Below are 22192 nucleotides of genomic sequence, written 5' to 3' on the forward strand. Positions count from 1 at the left end.
TTTCTCGCTTTCTTGCTTACTGGAAATAGGGCGCGATACGGGTAAGCCCCGACTCGCAGGAAGGGGCAAATGGTGTCACAGGATCGGCGGGAAGTGAAATACATCCCGCTCATATGGGTATGCACCGCAGCAGTGCCGGCGGAAGCTGCGCGACTCGGCCGTTAGTTGCGTTTGAGCGACGTGCGCGTCAGCCGGTGCGCGTCACGCCGCCGTCGCATGGTCGGCCGCCTTCGTGCCGAATGCAGGCTCGCCCGTCTGCCCGCCGGCCCGGCGCGACGACAGGCCGTCTGCATCGACGACCCGGAACGCGCCGACCGCATCGCGCAGCCGCGCGGCCTGTTCCTGCAGCGATGCGGCGGCCGCCGCCGCTTCCTCGACGAGCGCCGCGTTCTGCTGCGTCACCTGATCCATCTGCGTGACCGCGCGCCCGACCTGCGTGATGCCGCTCGCCTGCTCCTCGGACGCGGCCGCGATCTCGCCCATGATGTCGGTCACGCGCGCGACGGCTTGCAGGATCTCGCCCATCGTCGTGCCGGCCTGACCGACCAGCGTCGAGCCGTTGCGCACGCGCTCGACCGAGTCGACGATCAGCTCGCGGATCTCCTTCGCGGCCGTCGCGCTGCGCTGCGCGAGCGAGCGCACTTCGCCCGCGACCACCGCGAAGCCGCGGCCCTGCTCGCCCGCGCGCGCGGCTTCGACCGCCGCGTTCAGCGCGAGGATGTTGGTCTGGAACGCGATGCCCTCGATCACGCCGATGATGTCGGCGATCTTGCGCGAGCTGTCGTCGATCTCGCCCATCGTGCCGATCACGCGGTTCACGACGTCGCTCCCGGTGCGCGCGATCTCCGATGCGTTGTTCGCGAGCCCGCTCGCCTGTCGCGCGTTGTCGGCGTTCTGCTTCACCGTCGCGGTCAGCTGCTCCATGCTCGCGGCGGTTTCCTCCAGCGACGCGGCCTGCTCCTCGGTGCGCTGCGACAGGTCGTCGTTGCCGGCGGAGATCTGGCGGCTCGCCGATGCGATCGATCCGGCCGACTGGCGAATCCCGCCGATCGTCGCCTGCAGGCGGGCCTGCATGTCGTGCATCGCGGCCATCATGCTCGTACGGTCGCCCGCGCGCACGGGCACCGGCTGCGTCAGGTCGCCCTGCGCGATGCGCGCCGCGAGCGCGGCCGCTTCGTCGGGCTCGCCGCCGAGGCTGCCGCGCACGTTGCGGATGATCACCAGCATCGCCGCGCTGATCACGAAGCCGATCACCAACACGACCGCGAGGTGGCCGAGCAGCGTCCGGTAATAGATGGTGTCGATGTCCTTCAGGAAGACGCCGCTCGAGATGTTCCAGTCCCACGGCGTGAAGCGCGTGACGTAGCTGATCTTCGGCACGGCGGTTTCGCTGTGCGGCAGGCGCCCGCGGTACTCGGCGAAGCCGCTGCCGGTTTCCTTCGCGGCGTTCAGGATCGTGACGAACAGCGGCTTGCCGTCCGGGTCGAGATAGTCGCCGACCTGCGTGCCGACCAGCTTCGGCAGCGTCGGATGCATCAGCACGACCGGCTTCGAGTCCATCACGAACACGTAGCCCGAATCGCCATAGCGCATCGCGGCCAGGCTCGCGAGCGCGTCGCGCTTCGCGTCGGCCTCGGGCAGCGTGCCGCCCTGCGCGAGTGCGTGATACGCCTTCACGATGCCGGCCGCCGAGTCGACGAGATTCGCGATGCCTGCCTTGCGTTCGGCGAGCATCGTCGCGCGCGTCTCGTATGCGCTCCATGCGCCGACGCCCAGCAGACCGATCCATACCAGCGCAAGCGCGAGCCACAGCTTGCGGTTCAAACTCATTCTGCTCATCTGCGTGCCTTTGTCGATGTCGATGCGCACGCTGCGCGCGAACGGCCCGCCCCGCGCAAACGCTTGCCTTTTTATTTACGGCACCGAGGCTTACAACTTGAATACGCGCGGGTGCGGCGAACCGCCGGTCGGCCGGCCGCCCGCAGCGCGACAGCCCGCATCCGCTGTGCTAAAAAGACCGGCTGGCCGGCACACGAGGAGCCGGCACCATTCCGGGGGCCATCCATGTACGTCATCGACATCCACTACACCGCATCGCTCGAACACATCGACGATGCGCTCGAACGCCATCGCGCATTCCTGCAGCCGCAGTTCGACAAGGGCATCTTCATCGCGGCCGGGCCGAAGGTGCCGCGCGAAGGCGGTGTGATCCTCGCGGCCCGCATCGATCGTGACGAGCTCGACGCGATCCTGAAGACCGATCCGTTCGTCATCGAAGGACTCGCCACGTATCGCGTGACGGAATTCCGGATCACGCGTGCCGCATCCGGCTTCAACGTACCCGCGCTGCCGTAACGCGACATGCGACGCGTGCGCGATGCGCGCGCGCCGACACGCCGCCCGACGGGCGGCGCATGCCAACAATGAGGAGAGAACCAGGGTGACGGCGCGTGACGGCCGTCACACGCAACGCCGGGCCGGGCGCCCGGCGGCGGCCGGTCAGTCGACCAGCAGCTTCAGGTCGTGGACCCACGGGCCGGGGCCCTGGCCGTCACGCACGAACAGGCGCAGCTTGCCGTCGCGGTCGAACACGTAGCTCGCGGCAGTGTGATCCATCGTGTAGCTGCCGGGCGTCTTGCCGGGCACCTTCGCGTAGTACACGCGGAAATCCTTCGTGACCTTCTTCAGCGCGGCTTCGTCGGCCGGCCGCAGGCCGATGAACGACGGATCGAACGCGGGCACGTACTGGCCGAGCAGCGCCGGCGTGTCACGCTCCGGATCGACGGTGACGAACAGCACCTGCACGCGTTTCGCGGCATCGGGCCCGAGCTGCTTCAACGCTTCGGACAGCTCGGCCATCGTCGTCGGGCACACGTCCGGGCAGTGCGTATAACCGAAGAACATCACGACGGCCTTGCCCTTGAAATCGCCGAGCGTGCGCACCTTGCCGGCCGTATCGGGCAGCGAGAAGTCGCTGCCGAACTGCGTGTTGCCGGTGATGTCGAGATTCTGGAATTTCGGTGCGTTGTCGCATCCGGCGAGCAGCAGCGCTGCCGTGAATGCGCATGCGAGCATCCAGCCTTGGCGCGCGCGGCGCCCGAACCGTGATTGGAGCATTGCGTTCAAACCGTGCGGTTACACGCCGAGCAGCGGGCGTGCATAGTGATCGACGAGCAGCGCGGCAAACAGCAGCGACAGGTAGACGATCGAGTAGCGGAAGGCCTTGCGGGCGAGTTCGTCCGAATAGTCGCGATGGATCTTCCACGCATACGCGAGGAACACCGCGCCGAGCAGCACCGCGCTCGTCAGGTAGACGGCCCCGCTCATCCCGGAGATGAACGGCATCAGCGTGACCGCGAACAGGATCACCGTGTACAGCAGGATGTGCAGCCGCGTGAACTTCTCGCCGTGCGTGACGGGCAGCATCGGCAGCCCCGCGTTTTCGTAGTCCTTGCGGCGATACAGCGCGAGCACCCAGAAATGCGGCGGCGTCCACACGAAGATGATCAGCACGAGGATCCACGCGTCGCCCGGCACCGCGCCGGTGACCGCGGCCCACCCGAGCGCCGGCGGCATCGCGCCCGACGCGCCGCCGATCACGATGTTCTGCGGCGTCATCGGCTTGAGCAGCAGCGTGTAGATCACCGCATAACCGACGAAGGTGGCGATCGTCAGCCACATCGTCAGCGGGTTCGTGAACGTGTAGAGCGTCCATGCGCCGACGCTGCCGAGCACGGCCGAGAACAGCAGGATCTGCGGCGTCGTGATCTCGCCGCGCGCGGACGGGCGCCACGCGGTACGGCGCATCATCGCGTCGATCTTCTGTTCGACGAGGCAGTTGATCGCGAACGCCGCGCCGGCCAGCAGCCAGATGCCGACCGTACCGCCGATCAGCACGTGCCACGGCACCATGCCCGGCGTCGCGAGGAACATGCCGATCACCGCGCAGAACACCGCGAGCTGCGTGACACGCGGCTTCGTCAGCGCCATGTACTGGGAAAAGCGGCTACCGGGCGATTGGGAGAGGGTGCTTTGCATGGGGGCGGTCACGCCGGGGCGGCGTCGCGCGCAGGCTGCGCGACACGGCCGGGGCGGCTTGAAAGGATGCGAAAGTTTAACATGACGACGAGCAGCAGCAGGATCGCGGCCCCGCCGTTGTGCGCGACGGCGACCGGCAGCGGCCACTGCAGCACGATGTTGGTCAGGCCCGTCACGAACTGCAGCAGGACGACCAGCAGCACGCCGTTCGCGGGCCGCCGCAGCGATTCGAAGCGGCGCATCTTCAGCGCGAACGCGACCAGATACGCGACCACGACGAACGCGAACGTGCGGTGCGTCCAGTGGATCGCGACCAGCGCGTCCTGCGTGATCGCGTCGCCGTCCTTCGTCATTCCGAGCGCGCGCCACAGGTGGAAGCCGTGCTGGAAGTCCATCGGCGGAATCCACTGGCCGTTGCAGGTCGGGAAGTCGGTGCATGCGAGCACCGCGTAGTTGGTGCTCACCCAGCCGCCGAGCGCGATCTGCACGACCAGCAGCACGAGCGCCGCGAGCGCGGCCGCGCGATAACGGCCGGCTTCCGGATCGTACGACGGCAGCGGCGTCTGCCGCGCCGCAAGCCACCCGAGCGTGCCGAGCAGCGTCAGGCCGAGCAGCAGGTGGATCGTGACGATCACCGGCTGCAGCTTCATCGTGACCGTCCATGCGCCGAACGCGCCCTGCACGAGGATCAGCAGCAGCAGGCTCGTCGGCCACCACGGCGACACGTGCAGCGGGCGGCGGCGCAGCCTCGCGGACCACGCGATCACGACCTGCGCGATGATCAGCACGCCGATTGCCATCGCGAAATAGCGGTGGATCATCTCGATCCACGCCTTCGTCATGCTGACGGGGCCCGTCGGCATCGCCTGGTGCGCGGCCGTGATCGCGGCGTGCGCGATGAACGGCGACGACGTGCCGTAGCAGCCCGGCCAGTCAGGGCAGCCGAGCCCCGAGTCGGTCAGCCGCGTGAAGCCGCCGAACATCACGAGGTCGAGCGTCAGGAAGGTGGTGATCCACACCAGCTTGCGAAACTTGTTGTCGTCGGCCTTCACCCACACGTACGACAGCGGCAGCAGCGCGATGCACAGGCCGATCAGGCCGAGTTGCAGTAGATACGACATCGGTTCTTTGCCTCTCGTCTTGCCTTAGCCGATGCTCGACCACTTCAGCAGCTTCGTCACGTCCGACTTGATCTTGCTGGGGTTCGGATCCTTAGGGAAACGCATCATCAGGTTGCCGTTCGGGTCGACCAAGTAGAGGTGGTCGCTGTCCTTCGTGCCGGCATCGGCCGGCAGCCATGCGGCCACCGCGGCCGGATCGGCGACGAGCCGGCGCGTGTCGGGATAGGCATCCAGCACCTTCTGCGGCATCGCGCCCGCGTCGCTGCGCAGCCACACCATCGTGATCCGGTGCCGCTCGCCTGCCTGCGTGACGCGGATCTGGCGCATGAAATAGAGCTTCTGCGCGCATGCGTCGTCACACGCGCTGCGGTCGGTCATCACGAACAGCCACACGCCGCGCAGCGACGACAGCGGCACGGTCTTGCCGGTTTCGTCGGTCACCTGCAGATCCGCGGGGATCGGACGCTGCGGCTCGATCAGCGTGCCGTAGTTCGTCGAGCCGCCCTTCGGCTTGATCACGTAATAGGTGAAGTACGACGCGATCATCGGTGCCGCGCACACGAGACCCAGCAGCACGAGCATCCAGCGGCCGCGCTTGCGGGCCGCCGGCGACATCGGCGCAGCGGCCGAACCCTGACGGGAAGATTGCATGGACAAATCAGACCTCTCGAAACGAACCCGCGGCGCCGGCGCCGCGTCCTGGCATGGCGCTCACGCGCCGGACGACTTCTTCGCCGCACGCCGCGCGGCGTACAGGCCGAAGCCGAGCGCGGCCGCCGCCATCGCCCACCACTGAAACATGTAACCGTAATTGCGCTCGACGCCGGTCGTCGCCGCCGGCCAGTCGCGCACGAGCTTGTCGCCGTCGTCGCTCGTCTGCTGGATCACGAACGGCTGCAGCGGCAGCCCGGTTTCCTTCGCATACGCGGCGACGTCCAGGTTCTGCCGGATCTTCTGGTGCGCCGCCGACCCGCCTTCGCCGAGCTCGAAAGCACGCGACGCGTCGGCACGCGCGATGCCCACGATCTCGACGTCGCCCGCCGGCGTCGCGAACGGCTCGATCGCCGTGCGATCGGCGATATTGCGCGGCAGCCAGCCGCGGTTCACGAGCACGACGCCGCCGCCCGTGAGTTTAAACGGCATCACGACGTAAAAACCCGGCTGGTCGTTATACGGCCGATTGTCGAGGAACACCGCCTGTTCAGGCAGGAAACGGCCCTTCGCCCGCACACGGTGAAACTCGATCGACGCGAGCGGCATCGGCTGCGCGCCGACATCGACGGGCGCCGCCTGCTCGTAGCGCTCGATGCTCGCCTGCAGCGCTTCCTTCTGGTGCGCGCGGTCGCGCTGCCAGAAACCGAGACGGATCGTAACGGCGACGACGACGAGAATCAGCAGCGCAGGCAGCCAGCGAATCTTCATCATGCAGCCCGCCCGGCATGTGCCGGAATGCGAAGTGCGATAATTATCCTCTTCCTTCCGAATTGCCGTCGTCCGGTTCGTGTCATGCACATACTCGTTCCCATCGCCTTCGTCCTCATCATTGCCAGCATGGGCTCGGCGCTCTACTTCATGATGCACGACCGCGGCCACACGAAACGCATGGTCTGGTCGCTCGCCACCCGCGTCGGGCTGTCGGTCTCGCTGTTCCTGCTCATCCTGATCGCGAACTGGATGGGCTGGATCCATTCGACCGGCCTGCCGATCGGGCGTTGATGCCGCTGCCGCGGCCGCCGCTGTGACATTTCGCCGCATGGCCGCGCCACCAAGCAAAAGCGCCGCCTGACTGAGTCGCGGCGGCGCCAGGGTGGTGTCGCTCGCAGCCTCGCTGCCGCGCCCACGACACCAATGAAAACGGCCCGCGCATTGCTGCGCGGGCCGTTTTTCCATTTACAGCCAGTAGACGACGACGTACAGGCCGAGCCAGACGACGTCGACGAAGTGCCAGTACCACGCGGCGCCTTCGAATGCGAAGTGATGATCGGGCTTGAAGTGGCCGCGGATCATCCGCACCAGCACCACCGCGAGCATCGTGCCGCCGAGGAACACGTGGAAACCGTGGAAGCCGGTCAGCAGGAAGAACGTCGAACCGTACACGCCCGAGTTCAGCGTCAGGTTCAGTTCGTTGTACGCGTGGTAGTACTCGAAGCCCTGCAGGAACAGGAAGCAGATACCGAACACGAGCGTCGCGGCCAGCCATGCGATCGCCTTCTTGCGATGGTCGTCACGCAGCGCGTGGTGCGAGATCGTCAGCGTCACGCCCGACGACAGCAGGAACGCGGTGTTCAGCGTCGGGATCGGCCACGGGCCCATCGTCTTGAAGTGACCGGCGAGTGCTGCCGGGCCTTCGTTCGGCCACACGGCGGAGAAATCCGGCCAGATCAGCTTGTAGTCGAGGCTGCCGAGCTGGTGCAGCGCGATTTCACGTGCATAGAACAGCGCGCCGAAGAACGCGCCGAAGAACATGACTTCCGAGAAGATGAACCAGCTCATGCTCCAGCGGTACGACTTGTCGACGTTCTTGCCGTAATGACCGCCTTCCGACTCGGCGATCGCGTCGCCGAACCAGTGATACAGCGTGAAGAGCAACCACAGCAGGCCGAGCAGTGCCGTAAACGGCGCCCAGTCGTGACCGTTGATCCACAGCGCCGCCGATCCGAGCATGACCAGCAGGCCGGTGGCCGCACTGATCGGATGGTGCGACGGATGCGGCACGAAATAGTACGGGGTCTGGTTTTGACCGCTCATGCTTGATTCTCCACTTCTGTCCAATTTGTGTACCGGAAACCGCTCCGGCTTTATTTCTTGCGCGGCGTGACCGCCACCACTCTTTCCTGCACGCGGCGCCGTGGCGCCGCGCACTGCATTCTTTCGTGACCGTGCGCCGCTAGCCGCGCGCCGCTAGCCGCACGCCTCAGCCCACGACGGCACGCACGATCAGGATCAGCACGCCGATGAACACACCGGCCGCCAGCAACGCGACGATCAGCACGTGCAGCGGATTCAGCTGCGTCGCGTCGGCCTCCAGGTCGCGCCGCTTGCGCACCCCGAAGAACGACCACAGCACGGCCTTCAGCGCCTGACCGAACGACCCGCCCCGCTTGACCTCCGTCATCGCCCCGCCTCCGTCGTCATGCGTCCGGCTTCGCCGCGCCCTGCGCCGCGGTCTTGCCCGGCGCCGGCGCCGGCGTGGCCGGCGTATTCAGCTCGAAGAACGTGTACGACAGCGTGATCGTCTTCACGTCCTTCGGCAGTTTCGGATCGATCACGAACACCACCGGCATCTTGCGCGATTCGTTCGCGGCCAGCGTCTGCTGCGTAAAGCAAAAGCACTCGATCTTCTTGAAGAACTCCGTCGCCTGCTTCGGCGCGTAGCTCGGAATCGCCTGTGCAACGACCGGCCTGCCCTGCCCGTTCGTCACGTCGTACACGATCGTCGTCAGCTCACCCGGATGCACGTCGAGGCTGTTGTGCTCCGGCTTGAAACCGAGCGGGCCGCGCGCATTCGCGTCGAACTCGACCGACACCGTGCGGCTGGTGTCGACCTGCGAATTCTTCACCTCGCGCTCGCTCACATCGCGCTGCACCAGGTTGTTGATGCCGGTGATCTGGCAGATCGCCCGGTACATCGGGATCAGCGCGAAGCCGAAACCGAACATCAGCCCGGCCACGACGAAGAGCTTCACCAGCATCGAACGATTGAACGCGCGATCGACGGCGCCCTCTTCCGGCTTCGACATACGACAACTTCCTCGCTACTGCGTCTGTTGCTGCATCAGTGAGTGGACAGCCACCACTGCTTGATCACGACACCCACAAAAAAAACGGCGGCGATGACGAGCAGGATGAGGCCGAGCCGCTTGTTGCCCGCGCGGATCTGCTCGGGCGTTCGTCTTTGTTGTGGATTCCGGTTCATCTGAAACTTCGCTGACATTTCAATTCCGCGCCCGCCGCGCCTGCCTGCGCGGCAGGCAACGGCGGAGCGCTGGGTGAAACTTATTCGACGTGCGGCGGTTGCTCGAACGTATGGAAGGGAGCCGGGCTCGGCACCGTCCACTCGAGGCCCGTCGCGCCGTCCCACGGCTTGTCCGACGCCTTTTCCAGCTCGCCGCCGCCACGGTAGGCCGGCAGCGCGACCGCGAACAGGAAGTACACCTGCGCGAGGCCGAAGCCGAATGCGCCGATCGTCGCGACCTGGTTGAAGTCCGTGAACTGCGCCGGGTAGTCCGCATAACGACGCGGCATGCCGGCGAGACCGACGAAGTGCATCGGGAAGAACGTCAGGTTGAAGAAGATCATCGACGCCCAGAAGTGGATCTTGCCGCGCGTCTCGTTGTACATCCAGCCCGTCCACTTCGGCGCCCAGTAGTACCAGCCCGAGAACAGCGCGAACAGCGAGCCGGCCACCAGCACGTAGTGGAAGTGCGCCACCACGAAGTAGGTGCCGTGATACTGGATGTCGAGCGGCGCCATCGCGAGCATCAGGCCAGTGAGGCCGCCAAACGTGAACACGAACAGGAAGCCGATCGCGAACAGCATCGGGGTTTCGAAGGTCATCGAGCCGCGCCACATCGTCGCGAGCCAGTTGAACACCTTCACGCCCGTCGGCACCGCGATCAGCATCGTCGCGTACATGAAGAACAGCTGGCCGGTGACCGGCATGCCCGTTGCGAACATGTGGTGCGCCCAGACCATGAACGACAGGATCGCGATCGAAGCCGTCGCGTACACCATCGAGCTATAGCCGAACAGCGTCTTGCGTGCGAACGCCGGGATCACCTGCGACACGATCCCGAACGCCGGCAGAATCATGATGTACACCTCGGGGTGGCCGAAGAACCAGAAGATGTGCTGGTACATCACCGGGTCGCCGCCGCCTGCCGCGTTGAAGAACGACGTGCCGAAGTGACGGTCGAACAGCACCATCGTGATCGCGCCCGCCAGAACCGGCATCACCGCGATCAGCAGGTACGCCGTGATCAGCCACGTCCATGCGAACATCGGCATCTTCATCAGCGTCATGCCCGGTGCGCGCATGTTCAGGATCGTCACGACGATGTTGATCCCGCCCATGATCGACGACGCACCCATGATGTGCACCGCGAAGATCGCGAAGTCCATGCCCGGGCCCATCTGCGTCGACAGCGGCGCGTACAGCGTCCAGCCGGCGGCCGTCGCGCCGCCCGGCGCGAAGAACGAACCGACCAGCAGCACGGCAGCGACCGGCAGCAGCCAGAAGCTGAAGTTGTTCATCCGCGCGAACGCCATGTCGGATGCGCCGATCTGCAGCGGAATCATCCAGTTCGCGAAGCCGACGAACGCCGGCATGATCGCGCCGAACACCATGATCAGGCCGTGCATCGTCGTGAGTTCGTTGAAGAACTCCGGACGCATGATCTGCAGGCCCGGCTCGAACAGCTCGGCCCGGATGCCGAGGGCCATCACGCCGCCCGACAGGAACATGATGAACGAGAACAGCAGGTACAGCGTACCGATGTCCTTGTGGTTGGTGGCGAACAGCCAGCGCCGCCAGCCGTGCGGCATTTCGTGCGCGTGGTCGTCGTGCGCGTGGTCCGCGGCTACGTCGTGCCCGATGCTAGACATGAGAATCTCCTAATGCGAATACGTCGACTAACTCAGCGACACGTCAAGCCGCCGGCCCGATCTCGACACGCCGGGCTTCCTTCGCGTCCGCCCCGCCCGTGATCGTTTCCGGCTTTTTGAGAATAATGTGGTCTTCCGCCACGCCTGCTGCCTTCAGCGCGTCGCGCACGGCTTGCGCGCGATGCTTCGCCAGTTCGGCGTTCGCGTCGGCCGAGCCCGTCTTGTCGGTGAAGCCCGACAGCGCGAGTTTCGCGTCCGGATGTGCCTTCGCATAGTCGGCCGCGGCGGCGATCGCCGCTTTCGCGTCGGCCGGCAGCACGCTCTTGCCCGTTTCGAAGTAGATCGTCGACAGCGCGGCCGATGCCGCTGCTGCCGCCGGCTGTTCAGCGGCGCCCGACGCGGCTTGCGCCGGTGCCGAAGCCGCCTCTGCCGGTGCCGCGCCCGCCGCGTCTTCCGGCATCTTGCCGTTACGCGCGTCGGCCACTTGCTTCGGCTGCAGCAGGTCGTTCTTGTGGTTGCCCCACGAGTTGCGTTCGTACGTGATGACCGAAGCGATGTCGAGATCCGACAGCGACGCCCACGACGGCATCGCGCCCTTGCCGTGCAGCACGCGCTCGACGTGGCCGGCGATCGGGCCGTTCACGATCGGGCTGCCGTCCATGGCCGGGAATGCGCCGAGGCCCTTGCCGCTCACCTGGTGGCAGGCCGCGCAGTTCGCCTTGTAGACTTCCTCGCCGTGCGCGACGAGTTCGGCCATCGTGTAGACCTTGTTCGGATCGACTGCGGCGCCGGCCAGCTTGGCCTTCTGCGCGGTGACCCACTTCGCGTAGTCGTCGTCCGACAGGACTTCGACGACGACCGGCATGTACGCGTGTTCCTTGCCGCACAGCTCGGTACAGAAACCGCGGAACGTACCGACCTTGTCGGCCTTGAACCACGTGTCGCGCACGAAGCCGGGGATCGCATCCTGCTTCACGCCGAACGCGGGCACGTACCACGAGTGGACGACGTCGTTCGCGGTCGTGATGATGCGGATCTTCTTGTTGACCGGCACGACGAGCGGGTTGTCGACTTCCTGCAGGTAGGTGTCGGTGATCGGCTTCTTGCCCATCACTTCGTCACGCGGGGTGGACAGCGTCGACAGGAAGCCGATGCCCTCGCCCGGGCCCTTCACGTAGTCGTAGCCCCACTTCCACTGGTAGCCGGTGACCTTGATCGTGAGATCGGCGTTGGTCGTGTCCTTCATCGCGACGACGGCCTTCGTCGCCGGCAGCGCCATCAGCACGACGATGACGAACGGCACGATCGTCCAGATGATCTCGACGGTCGTGCTTTCATGGAAATTGGCGGCCTTGTGGCCCTTGGATTTGCGGTGCGCGAAGATCGAATAGAACATCACACCGAACACGCCGACGAAGATCACCGTACACAGGATCAGCATCATCGTGTGGAGATCGTAGAGCTCCTCGGCGATTTTCGTGACCGGCGGCTGAAAGTTGATCTCGTTGACGCGGGGGCCGCCCGGGCTATCACCGACCGCCAGGGCGGCACCGGCAAAGAGCAATCCGCTGCATGCCAGCACGCCCGTGAGGGCTCGCTTGATTGTTTTCATAGCATCCTTACCCAAAATTTCCATTCAAACCCTCCCCCGTCGCAAGCCCCCGGCCCGTTTCCGGCCAGTGCCCGCGCCTCGTCAGCCGCAGCGCCTGAGCGATGCACGCAGTTCGTCGGCGAACTGCGCACGCTTGTACTGCGCGAGATGCTGCCCGATTACGACGGTCTGCCCGCGCGATACCAGCCGAATCGGATCGCGTGGCGTCGCACCCGGCTCGACCCGCACCCAGCGCGGGTTGAATTCGATCTGCGTGAGCCGCTCCGCATCCATCCGCTCGATCACGAGCCGGTGCGGATACAGCCTGATGCGTTCGTAATCGACCGCATGGCGAGCATAGATCGCAAATGCGACACCCACCGCCAGCAACTCGATTCCGGTGAAGGGCATGACGAGCCAGGCCCCCCGCCACATCAGCAATGTCGCGATCACCAGCGAGAAGCCCGCGAGCGACGCGTAAAACAGCACGAACTGGCGCGGCGACGCCGAACAGTTGCGTTTCATCAGCCAGTCTTCGAGGACCGGCTCGCCGTTCGTCGTCTCCGCCAAAACCCTCGCTGCTTCCATCGCCGCCTCACGCGAATGGCATGCGATGCATGCCTGCATCGGACTCGTCGCCCCGTATTGCGGGGACCCCGGGACGACAAGCTGACGCATTATAGGCGGGTTCAATGGCATCCACAAGCAAGCGGCTATCGCCCCGCAAGCCAAGCGCGACAAGCTTTCCGGCCATTTCAGGCGCCAATTCGACCCCGCTTTGCGCCGCTAATTTCAGACATAACAAAACCCCTCTTTACCGCTCTACCGATTCTTCGGACGCCCCTTTCCGATGTCCTCGATGCGCACGATCCCGTGCCCCTCGGCAGTCGTGCGCGGCACGGCCTTCCACGCATGGCCGTAGATCACCTCGAACGTCAGGGCGATCGTGCCGTCCGCGCGCCGGCGCGCCTCCAGCGCGTCGCCGAGCGCCGCGCGAAAGCGCCGGGTCGCGCGCTGCGGCGCCTCGCGCTCGAACGGATAGGCGCCCCAGCGGCGCACGTCGGCCAGCAGGGAGTCGGGGGTCTTGTAGGTGACGGTCAGCACTTCCTGATCCATCACGGGAATCTCGAAGCCGCTCTCGACGAGCATGTCGCCGAGGTCGTGCATGTCGACGAAATCGATCACGCGCGCGGCGGGCGGCGCGATGCCGAGCGCCGCTTCCGCATCCGCGCAGGCCGCGCGCAGTTCGCGCAGCGTGTCGGGGCCGAGCGTGCTGAACATCAGCAGCCCGTTCACGCGCAGCACGCGCTGCCATTCGGGCAGCACCGTGTCCGGACGCGAATGCCAGTGGAGCGCGAGATTCGACCAGATCAGGTCGAACGCGCCGCCCGGGAACGGCAGCGCGGCGAAGTCGGCCTGGGCGACGCGGGGGCCGCGCTGGCCGAGCGCACGGCCGAGCGAGGCCGGCAGCCAGCGGCGCCAGCTCGTCTGCTCGACCTCGCGCTGACCGGCTCGCGCGAGCATCGCGCCGGACAGGTCGACGCCGAATACGGGTGCCTCCGGAAAGCGCGCGCGCAGCGCCGGCAGGTCGTCCCCCGGGCCGCATCCCGCGTCCAGCACCGCCGCGGGGCTGACCTTGATGTATTCGAGGCGCTCGTTCATCCGCTGCGCGATCTCGCGCGGCAGGAACGCGACCGCGTCGAACGTGGCGGCGCGGCGGTCGAAGATCCGCCGCAGGCGCCTTGCGTCATTGGCCGGACGGCCGGTTGAAGTCGAAGCTGGGGACATGTCGGGCACACTGGCGAAGAGCCCGAAGTATACTCGCTCGCCCCGCAGGCTTCATTGAGGCGGGGTGTCAGGAGTGTTGCGATGATCCGCAGTTCCGCCCGGCGCACGATGCGCGTCGCTTTGTCGCAGGTTCGCGCGCTGGCCGCGCGCGTCGCCGCGGTCGCGCTGCCGAATCGCTGCGCACTGTGCGGCAATTTGTCACACACGATGATTTGCGTCGCCTGCGACGCCGCGTACTGGAACGAAGCGCGGCTGCGCTGCGGCGTCTGCGCGATACCGCTGGGCATCGGGCAACCGCGTTCGTACCGGGCCCGCGGGGCTCACGCCGGCAGCGCGGCCGCGTACCGTTGCGACGCGTGCCGTGCGGCACCGCCGCCGTTCGATGCGACGCTCGCGCTGGCGGATTACCGCGCGCCGCTCGACGGGCTCGCGCGCGGCCTGAAGTTTCACCGGCAACTCGCGCTCGGCACCGAATTCGCGGCACGGCTCGCGCGGCTGATCGACGATACGCCCGGCGCCGGCGGCTTCGACCTGGTGGCGCCGGTGCCGCTGTCGCACCGGCGGCTCGTCGCGCGCGGCTACAACCAGGCGTGGGCGATCGCGCGCCCGCTCGCGCGGCGGCTCGGCGTGCGCGCGGATGCGGCGCTGCTCGCGCGCATCGCCGACACCGCGCCGCAGTCGCGGCTCGACCGGCACGCACGGCGCGACAACGTGATCGCGGCATTCGCAGTGGCGGGCGGCGTCGCCGGCCGCCACGTTGCGCTCGTCGACGACGTGATGACGTCCGGCGCGACGCTCGCGGCCGCCGCGCACGCACTGAAGGCGGCGGGTGCCGCACGCGTGACGAATCTGGTTGCGCTGCGCACCGCCAGGGATTAATTAGATAGAGAGGCCGACCGACCGGACACGGCGGCGGCCGTCACGAACCGGCCGGCCGGGAACGCGCGCGTAGCGCCGCCCCGGCCGGCCCAGCCAAACCGGAACATGTTCAACGTCGTCCTCGTCGCCCCCGAAATCCCGCCGAACACCGGCAACGTGATCCGCCTGTGCGCCAACACGGGCGCGCGCCTGCACCTGATCGAGCCGCTCGGCTTCCCGCTCGACGACGCGCGGATGCGCCGTGCGGGCCTCGACTATCACGAGTATGCGCAGATGCGCGTACACCGCGACTGGGACGCGTTCATCGCGGCGGAAACGCCCGATCCGGCGCGAATGTTCGCGTTCACGACACGCGGCTCGGGCCGCTTCCACGATCATGCATTCCTGCCCGGCGACTGGTTCGTGTTCGGCTCGGAGACGCGCGGCCTGCCCGCCGAACTGCTCGAGCGCTTCCCGAACGAACAGCGCGTGCGCCTGCCGATGCGGCCGGACAACCGCAGCCTGAACCTGTCGAACACGGTCGCGGTGGTCGTGTTCGAGGCGTGGCGCCAGGCCGGGTTCGAAGGCGGCGCATGACGCCGGGACGGCGCCTCCCGCCCCGCGGAAGGCGTCACGTCCGCGTGAGCCGCGCGCGGTACAGGTCGTAGATGTCGGGGGAAAAGCACGCGAACACCACGCGTGCGAGGTTCGGCGCCTGCGGCAGCATTTCGGCGACGGTGCCCACGGCGATGTCGACGGCTTCTTCGGCCGGATAACGATAGATTCCGCAGCTGATCGCCGGGAACGCGATCGACGTCGCCGCGACCTCCTCGGCCAGCTCGATCGCGCGGCGGTAGCACGACGCGAGCAGGTCGGCCTCGCCGCGCCCGCCGCCATGCCACACGGGCCCGACCGCATGGATCACGTAACGCGCCGGCAGCCCGTGGCCGCGCGTGAGCCTGGCGTCGCCCGTGTCGCAGCCGCCGAGCGTGCGGCACTCGGCGAGCAGGCCGGGGCCGGCCGCGCGGTGGATCGCGCCGTCGACGCCACCCCCGCCGAGCAGCGAGCCGTTCGCGGCGTTGACGATCGCGTCGACATCGAGCGTCGTGATGTCGACGACCTGCGCATCGAGCGTGGTGGAATGAATCTGCAGCATGACAACCTCCCGGAGCGCCGGAGACTGTTCAAGCGTAGCGCGCTTTGACGCCGCGCGCCCGCGGCGAACACGGCGCCAGGCGGCGCCGGGTCGCGCTACTCGGCGCGCGCGTCGCGCCGCAGCAGGCCGCTGACGGCGTCGCGCGGCGCGATGCCGTCGAACAGCACGCCGCACACGGCTTCGGTGATCGGCATTTCGATCGACTGCGCCCGCGCGATGGCCAGCACGGCCTGCGCACAGCGCACGCCTTCGGCCACGTGGCCGAGCGCGCCGAGGATGTCGTTCAGCGTGCGGCCGGCCGCCAGTTGCAGGCCGACCGTGCGGTTGCGCGACAGGTCGCCCGTTGCGGTGAGGATCAGGTCGCCGAGGCCGGTCAGGCCCGTGAAGGTTTCCGCACGGCCGCCGAGCGCGACACCCAGCCGCGACATTTCGGCGAGGCCGCGCGTGATCAGCGCGGCACGCGCGTTCAGCCCGAGGCCGAGGCCGTCGGCGATACCGGTCGCGATCGCGAGCACGTTCTTCACCGCGCCGCCGACCTCGACGCCGACCACGTCGTCACCCGTATAGATCCGCATCGCGCCGTGATGGAACGCAGCGAGCGTGCGCTCGCGGCATTCGGCGGACGTGCTCGCCACCGTCAGCGCGACGGGCAGCGACTGCCCGACCTCGCGTGCAAAGCTCGGCCCCGACAGCACGCCGTTGCTGTGCTGTTCGGGCAGCTCGGCCGCGATTACCTGATGCGGCAGCAGATGCGTGTCGGCCTCGAAGCCCTTGCAGACCCAGACGATGTGCGCGGGCACGCAGCCCGCAGCGCGCATCGCATGACACAGCGTGCGCAGCCCGGCCACCGGCGCGGCGATCACGCACAGAGCGTCGTCCGCGGCGCCGTGCGCGAGCGCGGCGCCGAGATCGGCGTCGTAGCGCAACGCGTCAGGCAGCGCGATGCCGTCCAGATAGCGGGAATTTTCGTGCCGGGCCTGCAGCCCGGCGATGAGCGCGGCATCGCGCGCCCACAGAAGCGTATCGTGCCGCGCGGCCAGATGGCCCGCGAGCGCGGTGCCCCAGGCACCGGCGCCGAGAACGGCTACTTTCATACCCAGCACCGGTCCTCCGAGCAAAACGTCAGTTCAGCGTCGTGCCGTTCGGCGCGCCTGCTGCGGCGCCGGCCTGCTGCTGAAGCTGCGCGAGACGCTGTTCGTACAGCGCCTGGAAGTTGATTTCCGCCAGGTGGATCGGCGGGAAGCCCGCGCGCGTGATCGCGTCGGCGATGTTCGAACGCAGGTACGGGAACAGGATCGTCGGGCACGCGATGCCGACGAGCGGGTCGAGCTGTTCGTCCGGAATGTTGCGGATGTCGAAAATGCCGGCCTGCTTCGCTTCGATCAGGAACGCGACCTTGTCCTTCACCTTCGCGGTGACGGTGCCCGACACGACGACTTCGAACACGCTTTCCGCGAGGCGGTCGGCCTTCACGTCGACTTCGACTTCAACCGACGGCATGTCCTGCTCGAGGAAGATCGCCGGCGAATTCGGCTGCTCGAGCGACATATCCTTCAGGTAGACGCGCTGGATGTTGAAGAACGGTTGGTTTTCGACGTCGGACATGGTGTTTCCCTAAAAGTGGTGACGGGGCGGCCCGGCTTCGCGCCGGCCGCCACGGATGAATCCTGCGCGCCCAAGCCGCGGCGCGGCCGGCGGCCATTCTGCCCTAATCAGGCCGCTTGCAGAAGCGGAACGAGGCCGCCTTCGCGGTCGAGCTTCGACAGATCGTCGTAGCCGCCGACGTGCGTGTCGCCGATATAGATCTGCGGTACCGTGCGGCGCCCCGTGCGCGACATCATTTCGTCGCGGCGGGCCGGATCGCGGTCGATCAGCACCTTCTCGATCTGCTCGACACCGCGCAGCTTCAGCAGGCGCTCGGCCTGGATGCAATACGGACACACCTGCGTGCTGTACATCAAAACCTTGTTCACTTCGCCACTCCTTGTTTGACGACCGGCATCCCGGCCTGCTGCCAGGCAGCCACGCCGCCCTCGAGCACGTGCACCTCGGCGTAGCCCGCCGCCTCGACCTCGCGCGCCGCCTTCTGCGACTGCTGGCCGTTCTGGCAGACGAGCAGCACCGGCGTGCTCTTGTTCTTCGCGACCTGCGCGATCTTCGCGCCGATCTCGCCCGCCGCGACCTGACGGGCCGACGGCAGGTGGCCGGCCGCGAAGTCGGACGCAGCGCGCACGTCGATCACGACCGCGTTGCGGCGGTTGATGAGTTGTGTCGCCTCTGCGGCCGACAGGCCGCCGCGACCGCGGCGCAGCGCGGGCCAGGCCAGCAGGCCGCCGGATACCACCAGGATCGCGATAAGGGCCAGGTTGGTGTAATCGGTAAAGAACGTCACGGAATTCCGCCGGAAAAAGAGAAATCGGATGAGGACAATCCCGCCATTATAAAATAACCGTCTTGCGCGATGGCGGGCCCCGGTCGGGTCCCGTACGACGCGCCCCGCTTCCCTATCACTACCGACCGCAAGATCCATGTACAAACTCGTTCTCATCCGCCACGGCGAATCGACGTGGAACAAGGAAAACCGCTTCACCGGCTGGGTCGACGTCGACCTGACCGAACAGGGTCGCAACGAGGCCTACCAGGCCGGCGAATTGCTCAAGGAGGCCGGCTACACGTTCGACATCGCGTACACGTCGGTACTCAAGCGCGCGATCCGCACGCTGTGGCACGTGCAGGACCGGATGGACCTGATGTACCTGCCGGTCGTCCACTCGTGGCGCCTGAACGAGCGCCACTACGGCGCGCTGTCGGGCCTGAACAAGGCGGAAACGGCCGCGAAGTTCGGCGACGACCAGGTGCTCGTGTGGCGCCGCAGCTACGACACGCCGCCGCCCGCGCTCGAGCCGACCGACGAACGCGCGCCGTTCAACGACCCGCGCTACGCGAAGGTGCCGCGCGAGCAGCTGCCGCTCACCGAGTGCCTGAAGGACACGGTCGCGCGCGTGCTGCCGCTGTGGAACGAGTCGATCGCCCCGGCGGTCCGCGCCGGCAAGCAGGTGCTGATCGCCGCGCACGGCAACTCGCTGCGCGCGCTGATCAAGTACCTCGACGGCATCTCGGACAGCGACATCGTCGGCCTGAACATCCCGAACGGCGTGCCGCTCGTGTATGAACTCGACGAGAACCTGAAGCCGATCAAGCACTATTACCTCGGCGACCAGGACGCGATCGCGCAGGCGCAGGCCGCCGTCGCGAAGCAGGGCAAGGCGGGCTGACGCCCGTCGGCCGGGCGAGTCGGCCGACCGAACCGGCCGAGTGAGCCTGCCGGGCCGGGCGGGCCGCGTCCGGCCCGGCAGGCCCGACCCCGGCCCCGCCCCTTGCCGGCGCACCGCGCGAACCTTCGCGCCCCCGGCGCTGTCGAAACCGCTTTCGAACCCGCGGCGCGTCCGGCGGTGCCCGGCCGGGCCGCCTTCCGGGGCCGCCGCGACGCCCGCTGCGACGCAATTCGCGCCGTTCCACTGAGTCTTCGGACGAACAGTTATACTTGTCCGCTACATCCCCGCTACCGCCACGCGCTTCCCGACCGCACCAGATCTCTATGCGAATGAAATTGAAGAACATCGGCCTGATTGCCGCGGGCCTCGCCACGGGCGTGTTCGCCACGCTGCAGGTTTCCGCATCGGCCGAGCAGACCGCCACGGCGCCGCTTCCCCTCGACCAGCTCCGCCTGTTCGCGGAAGTCTTCGGACAGATCAAGCGCGAGTACGTCGAACCGGTCGACGACAAGAAGCTGCTGACGGCCGCGATCAAGGGCATGGTGTCGAGCCTCGACCCGCACTCGTCGTTCCTCGACAAGACCGACTATGACGAGCTGCAGGAGCAGACGAAGGGCCGCTTCGCGGGTCTCGGCATCGAGATCTCGCAGGAAGACGGCCTCGTCAAGGTGATCTCGCCGATCGAAGATACGCCCGCGTTCCGCGCCGGCATCCGTCCGGGCGACCTGATCACGCGCATCAACGACAAGCCGGTGCGCGGCATGACGCTCGACAAGGCCGTGAAGCAGATGCGCGGCGAGCCGGGCACCAAGGTCACGCTGACGATCTTCCGCAAGAGCGACGACCGCACGTTCCCGGTCACCGTCACGCGCGCGATCATCAAGGTCCAGAGCGTGAAGATGAAGATCCTCGATCCGGGCTATGCGTATGTCCGCATCACGAGCTTCCAGGAACGCACGACGCCCGACCTCGCGCAGAAGCTGCAGGACATCGCACGCCAGCAGCCGAACCTGAAGGGCCTCGTCCTCGACCTGCGCAACAACGGCGGCGGCCTGCTGCAGAGCGCGGTCGGCGTGGCCGGCGCGTTCCTGCCGCCCGACTCCGTCGTCGTGTCGACCAACGGCCAGATCCCCGATTCGAAGCAGGTCTACCGCGATACGTACGACAACTATCGCCTGCCGTCCTTCGACGGCGATCCGCTGAAGAACCTGCCGCCGGTCTTCAAGACGGTGCCGATGATCGTGCTGACGAACGCCTATTCGGCATCCGCGTCGGAAATCGTCGCCGGTGCGCTGCAGGATTCGAAGCGCGCGCAGATCATGGGCAAGACGACGTTCGGCAAGGGTTCGGTGCAGACGGTCCGCCCGATGACGGCCGACACCGCGCTGCGCCTGACCACCGCCTACTACTACACGCCGAGCGGCCGTTCGATCCAGAACAAGGGCATCACGCCGGACGTGCCGGTCGATCAGTACGCGGACGGCGATCCGGACGACGTGCTCGTGACGCGCGAGGTCGACTACACGAACCACCTCGCGAACACGCAGGATCCGAACGAGAAGAAGGAACAGGAAGAGCGCGAGCAGCGCCGGATGGATCAACTGCGCGTCCTCGAAGAGCAGAACGACAAGAAGACGCCGGAGCAGCGCCAGAAGGATCGCGATCGCAAGCCGATCGAGTTCGGCAGCGCCGACGACTTCATGATGCAGCAGGCGCTCAACAAGCTCGAAGGCAAGCCGGTGCAGGAATCGAAGTCGCTGCTCGCCGAAAGCACGAAGGCCACGGCCGGCAAGGCCGCCACGGCCCCGAAGGCATCGGGCGCAAGCGCGAAGCCGGCTTCCGCACCGAAGCCCGCGTCGGCGCCGAAGTAAGCGCCGGCCGGCATCCGACGGGCCATCGCGGGAAGACCGCGATGGCCCGTTTTTCATGCGCGCCTAAAATAACGACACGTCCGCCGCTTCGCCCACGACTCCCCCCATGAACGACGATCAACTCCTTCGCTACTCCCGCCACATCCTCGTCGACGAAATCGGCATCGAGGCGCAGCAGCGCTTTCTCGATGCGCATGCGATCGTCGTCGGCGCGGGCGGCCTCGGCTCGCCCGCCGCAATGTATCTCGCGGCATCGGGCGTCGGCACGATCACGCTCGTCGACGCCGACACGGTCGATCTCACGAACCTGCAGCGGCAGATCCTGCACGTGACGGCCTCGGTCGGCCGCAGCAAGGTCGAATCGGGGCGCGACACGCTCGCGCAACTGAACCCCGAGGTGAAGGTGCACGCGGTCGCCGCGCGCGTCGACGACGCATGGCTCGACGCGCACGTGCCGGGCGCGACCGTCGTGCTCGACTGCACCGACAACTTCGCGACGCGACACGCGATCAACCGCGCGTGCGTCGCGCACGGCGTGCCGCTCGTGTCGGGCGCCGCGCTGCGCTTCGACGGCCAGATCAGCACGTTCGATTTTCGCGACCCGGCCGCGCCCTGTTATGCGTGCGTGTTTCCGGAAGACCAGCCGTTCGAGGAGGTCGCGTGCGCGACGATGGGGGTGTTCGCGCCGACGGTCGGGATCATCGGTGCGATGCAGGCCGCCGAGGCGCTGCGCGTGATCGGCGACATCGGCAAGACGCTCAACGGGCGGCTGATGATGCTCGATTCGCTGCGGATGGAATGGACGACGATGAAAATCGCGCGCCAGGCCGACTGCCCCGTGTGCGGGGGCCGGCACTGACGCGCGACGGGCATGCGCCAGGCGGCGCATG

At 67.1% G+C, this 22192-nt stretch carries 25 protein-coding genes and 1 pseudogene; 7 read left to right on the plus strand and 19 right to left on the minus strand.

Going from position 1 to position 22192, the window contains the following annotated elements; genetic code table 11:
* Positions 1-201 precede the first annotated feature (201 nt).
* Entirely contained in the window at positions 202-1839 is a 1638-nt protein-coding gene (locus AB3K92_RS37825; RefSeq protein WP_369466812.1) for a methyl-accepting chemotaxis protein, read from the minus strand.
* Positions 1840-2064: 225 nt separating this feature from the next.
* On the opposite strand from AB3K92_RS37825, the gene AB3K92_RS37830 reads away from it, so the two are divergent.
* Positions 2065-2355: a YciI family protein gene (locus AB3K92_RS37830; RefSeq protein ID WP_059498613.1), complete on the plus strand. Its 291-nt coding sequence runs from the start codon at positions 2065-2067 to the stop codon at positions 2353-2355.
* 144 nt (positions 2356-2499) lie between these two features.
* On the opposite strand, the gene AB3K92_RS37835 is transcribed toward AB3K92_RS37830, so the two are convergent.
* The 5 genes and pseudogenes from AB3K92_RS37835 to AB3K92_RS37855 all read right to left on the minus strand — a co-directional run bounded on the left by AB3K92_RS37835 (position 2500) and on the right by AB3K92_RS37855 (position 6581).
* Complete coding sequence (locus AB3K92_RS37835) at positions 2500-3117, minus strand: SCO family protein (protein ID WP_042978155.1); 618 nt, start codon at positions 3115-3117, stop codon at positions 2500-2502.
* 18 nt (positions 3118-3135) lie between these two features.
* Entirely contained in the window at positions 3136-4038 is a 903-nt protein-coding gene (gene cyoE / locus AB3K92_RS37840; protein WP_006477738.1) for a heme o synthase, read from the minus strand.
* Positions 4039-4046: 8 nt separating this feature from the next.
* Entirely contained in the window at positions 4047-5159 is a 1113-nt protein-coding gene (locus AB3K92_RS37845) for a heme A synthase (protein WP_021163752.1), read from the minus strand.
* 24 nt (positions 5160-5183) lie between these two features.
* Positions 5184-5756 (minus strand): annotated as a pseudogene (locus tag AB3K92_RS37850) (SCO family protein); the annotation flags it as partial.
* A gap of 114 nt (positions 5757-5870) precedes the next feature.
* Positions 5871-6581 carry an SURF1 family protein gene (locus tag AB3K92_RS37855; RefSeq protein WP_042978157.1) on the minus strand — a complete coding sequence of 237 codons (711 nt, stop codon included), beginning with the start codon at positions 6579-6581 and terminating at the stop codon, positions 5871-5873.
* 84 nt (positions 6582-6665) lie between these two features.
* Here AB3K92_RS37855 and AB3K92_RS37860 point away from each other — a divergent pair, with 84 nt between their 5' ends.
* The gene (locus AB3K92_RS37860) at positions 6666-6875 is read left to right on the plus strand and encodes a twin transmembrane helix small protein (RefSeq protein ID WP_011353273.1); all 210 of its coding nucleotides are present in this window, start codon (positions 6666-6668) and stop codon (positions 6873-6875) included.
* Between the two features lie 174 nt (positions 6876-7049).
* Here AB3K92_RS37860 and AB3K92_RS37865 read toward each other — a convergent pair whose 3' ends face one another.
* The 8 genes from AB3K92_RS37865 to AB3K92_RS37900 form a co-directional block, all read right to left on the minus strand.
* Positions 7050-7907 (minus strand): cytochrome c oxidase subunit 3, encoded by an 858-nt coding sequence (locus tag AB3K92_RS37865; protein ID WP_021163749.1) that lies wholly within the window; start codon positions 7905-7907, stop codon positions 7050-7052.
* Positions 7908-8073: 166 nt separating this feature from the next.
* Positions 8074-8274 (minus strand): DUF2970 domain-containing protein, encoded by a 201-nt coding sequence (locus AB3K92_RS37870; protein ID WP_021163748.1) that lies wholly within the window; start codon positions 8272-8274, stop codon positions 8074-8076.
* 16 nt (positions 8275-8290) lie between these two features.
* Positions 8291-8899, minus strand: a complete 609-nt coding sequence (locus AB3K92_RS37875; protein WP_011353276.1) for a cytochrome c oxidase assembly protein — start codon at positions 8897-8899, stop codon at positions 8291-8293.
* A 35-nt stretch (positions 8900-8934) separates the two neighbouring features.
* On the minus strand, positions 8935-9075 hold the full coding sequence (locus tag AB3K92_RS37880; RefSeq protein WP_027789063.1) for a cytochrome oxidase small assembly protein: 141 nt from the start codon (positions 9073-9075) through the stop codon (positions 8935-8937).
* An 80-nt stretch (positions 9076-9155) separates the two neighbouring features.
* The gene (ctaD, locus tag AB3K92_RS37885) at positions 9156-10763 is read right to left on the minus strand and encodes a cytochrome c oxidase subunit I (protein WP_021163746.1); all 1608 of its coding nucleotides are present in this window, start codon (positions 10761-10763) and stop codon (positions 9156-9158) included.
* A 43-nt stretch (positions 10764-10806) separates the two neighbouring features.
* Positions 10807-12399: a cytochrome c oxidase subunit II gene (gene coxB, locus AB3K92_RS37890; protein WP_060278760.1), complete on the minus strand. Its 1593-nt coding sequence runs from the start codon at positions 12397-12399 to the stop codon at positions 10807-10809.
* 57 nt (positions 12400-12456) lie between these two features.
* Positions 12457-12981, minus strand: a complete 525-nt coding sequence (locus AB3K92_RS37895) for a DUF2244 domain-containing protein (RefSeq protein WP_021163744.1) — start codon at positions 12979-12981, stop codon at positions 12457-12459.
* A gap of 195 nt (positions 12982-13176) precedes the next feature.
* Positions 13177-14142 carry a methyltransferase domain-containing protein gene (locus AB3K92_RS37900; protein ID WP_027789060.1) on the minus strand — a complete coding sequence of 322 codons (966 nt, stop codon included), beginning with the start codon at positions 14140-14142 and terminating at the stop codon, positions 13177-13179.
* An 81-nt stretch (positions 14143-14223) separates the two neighbouring features.
* Between AB3K92_RS37900 and AB3K92_RS37905 the strand changes: the two genes are divergently transcribed.
* On the plus strand, positions 14224-15021 hold the full coding sequence (locus AB3K92_RS37905; RefSeq protein WP_369466813.1) for a ComF family protein: 798 nt from the start codon (positions 14224-14226) through the stop codon (positions 15019-15021).
* Between the two features lie 105 nt (positions 15022-15126).
* The gene (gene trmL, locus AB3K92_RS37910; RefSeq protein WP_021164234.1) at positions 15127-15597 is read left to right on the plus strand and encodes a tRNA (uridine(34)/cytosine(34)/5-carboxymethylaminomethyluridine(34)-2'-O)-methyltransferase TrmL; all 471 of its coding nucleotides are present in this window, start codon (positions 15127-15129) and stop codon (positions 15595-15597) included.
* A gap of 34 nt (positions 15598-15631) precedes the next feature.
* On the opposite strand, the gene AB3K92_RS37915 is transcribed toward trmL, so the two are convergent.
* From AB3K92_RS37915 to AB3K92_RS37935, 5 genes are all read right to left on the minus strand, one after another.
* Positions 15632-16156 (minus strand): O-acetyl-ADP-ribose deacetylase, encoded by a 525-nt coding sequence (locus AB3K92_RS37915; RefSeq protein ID WP_059489826.1) that lies wholly within the window; start codon positions 16154-16156, stop codon positions 15632-15634.
* Between the two features lie 95 nt (positions 16157-16251).
* Positions 16252-17250, minus strand: coding sequence for an NAD(P)H-dependent glycerol-3-phosphate dehydrogenase (locus tag AB3K92_RS37920; RefSeq protein ID WP_027789057.1), 999 nt, complete (start codon positions 17248-17250; stop codon positions 16252-16254).
* A gap of 28 nt (positions 17251-17278) precedes the next feature.
* Positions 17279-17761: a protein-export chaperone SecB gene (gene secB, locus AB3K92_RS37925; protein WP_011353285.1), complete on the minus strand. Its 483-nt coding sequence runs from the start codon at positions 17759-17761 to the stop codon at positions 17279-17281.
* Positions 17762-17868: 107 nt separating this feature from the next.
* A complete protein-coding gene (gene grxC, locus AB3K92_RS37930; RefSeq protein WP_021164237.1) occupies positions 17869-18129 on the minus strand; it encodes a glutaredoxin 3 in 261 nt (86 codons plus the stop codon).
* Positions 18126-18548, minus strand: a complete 423-nt coding sequence (locus tag AB3K92_RS37935; RefSeq protein WP_021164238.1) for a rhodanese-like domain-containing protein — start codon at positions 18546-18548, stop codon at positions 18126-18128. The genes grxC and AB3K92_RS37935 overlap by 4 nt, the downstream gene beginning before the upstream one ends.
* 136 nt (positions 18549-18684) lie before the next feature.
* On the opposite strand from AB3K92_RS37935, the gene gpmA reads away from it, so the two are divergent.
* From gpmA to AB3K92_RS37950, 3 genes are all read left to right on the plus strand, one after another.
* The gene (gene gpmA / locus AB3K92_RS37940) at positions 18685-19431 is read left to right on the plus strand and encodes a 2,3-diphosphoglycerate-dependent phosphoglycerate mutase (RefSeq protein ID WP_021164239.1); all 747 of its coding nucleotides are present in this window, start codon (positions 18685-18687) and stop codon (positions 19429-19431) included.
* 323 nt (positions 19432-19754) lie between these two features.
* Positions 19755-21302, plus strand: a complete 1548-nt coding sequence (locus AB3K92_RS37945) for a S41 family peptidase (RefSeq protein ID WP_021163154.1) — start codon at positions 19755-19757, stop codon at positions 21300-21302.
* A 106-nt stretch (positions 21303-21408) separates the two neighbouring features.
* Complete coding sequence (locus tag AB3K92_RS37950) at positions 21409-22161, plus strand: molybdopterin-synthase adenylyltransferase MoeB (protein WP_021163155.1); 753 nt, start codon at positions 21409-21411, stop codon at positions 22159-22161.
* Positions 22162-22192: the final 31 nt, after the last annotated feature.

Source organism: Burkholderia sp. Bmkn7 (assembly GCF_041103175.1).
GTDB lineage: Bacteria > Pseudomonadota > Gammaproteobacteria > Burkholderiales > Burkholderiaceae > Burkholderia > Burkholderia cepacia.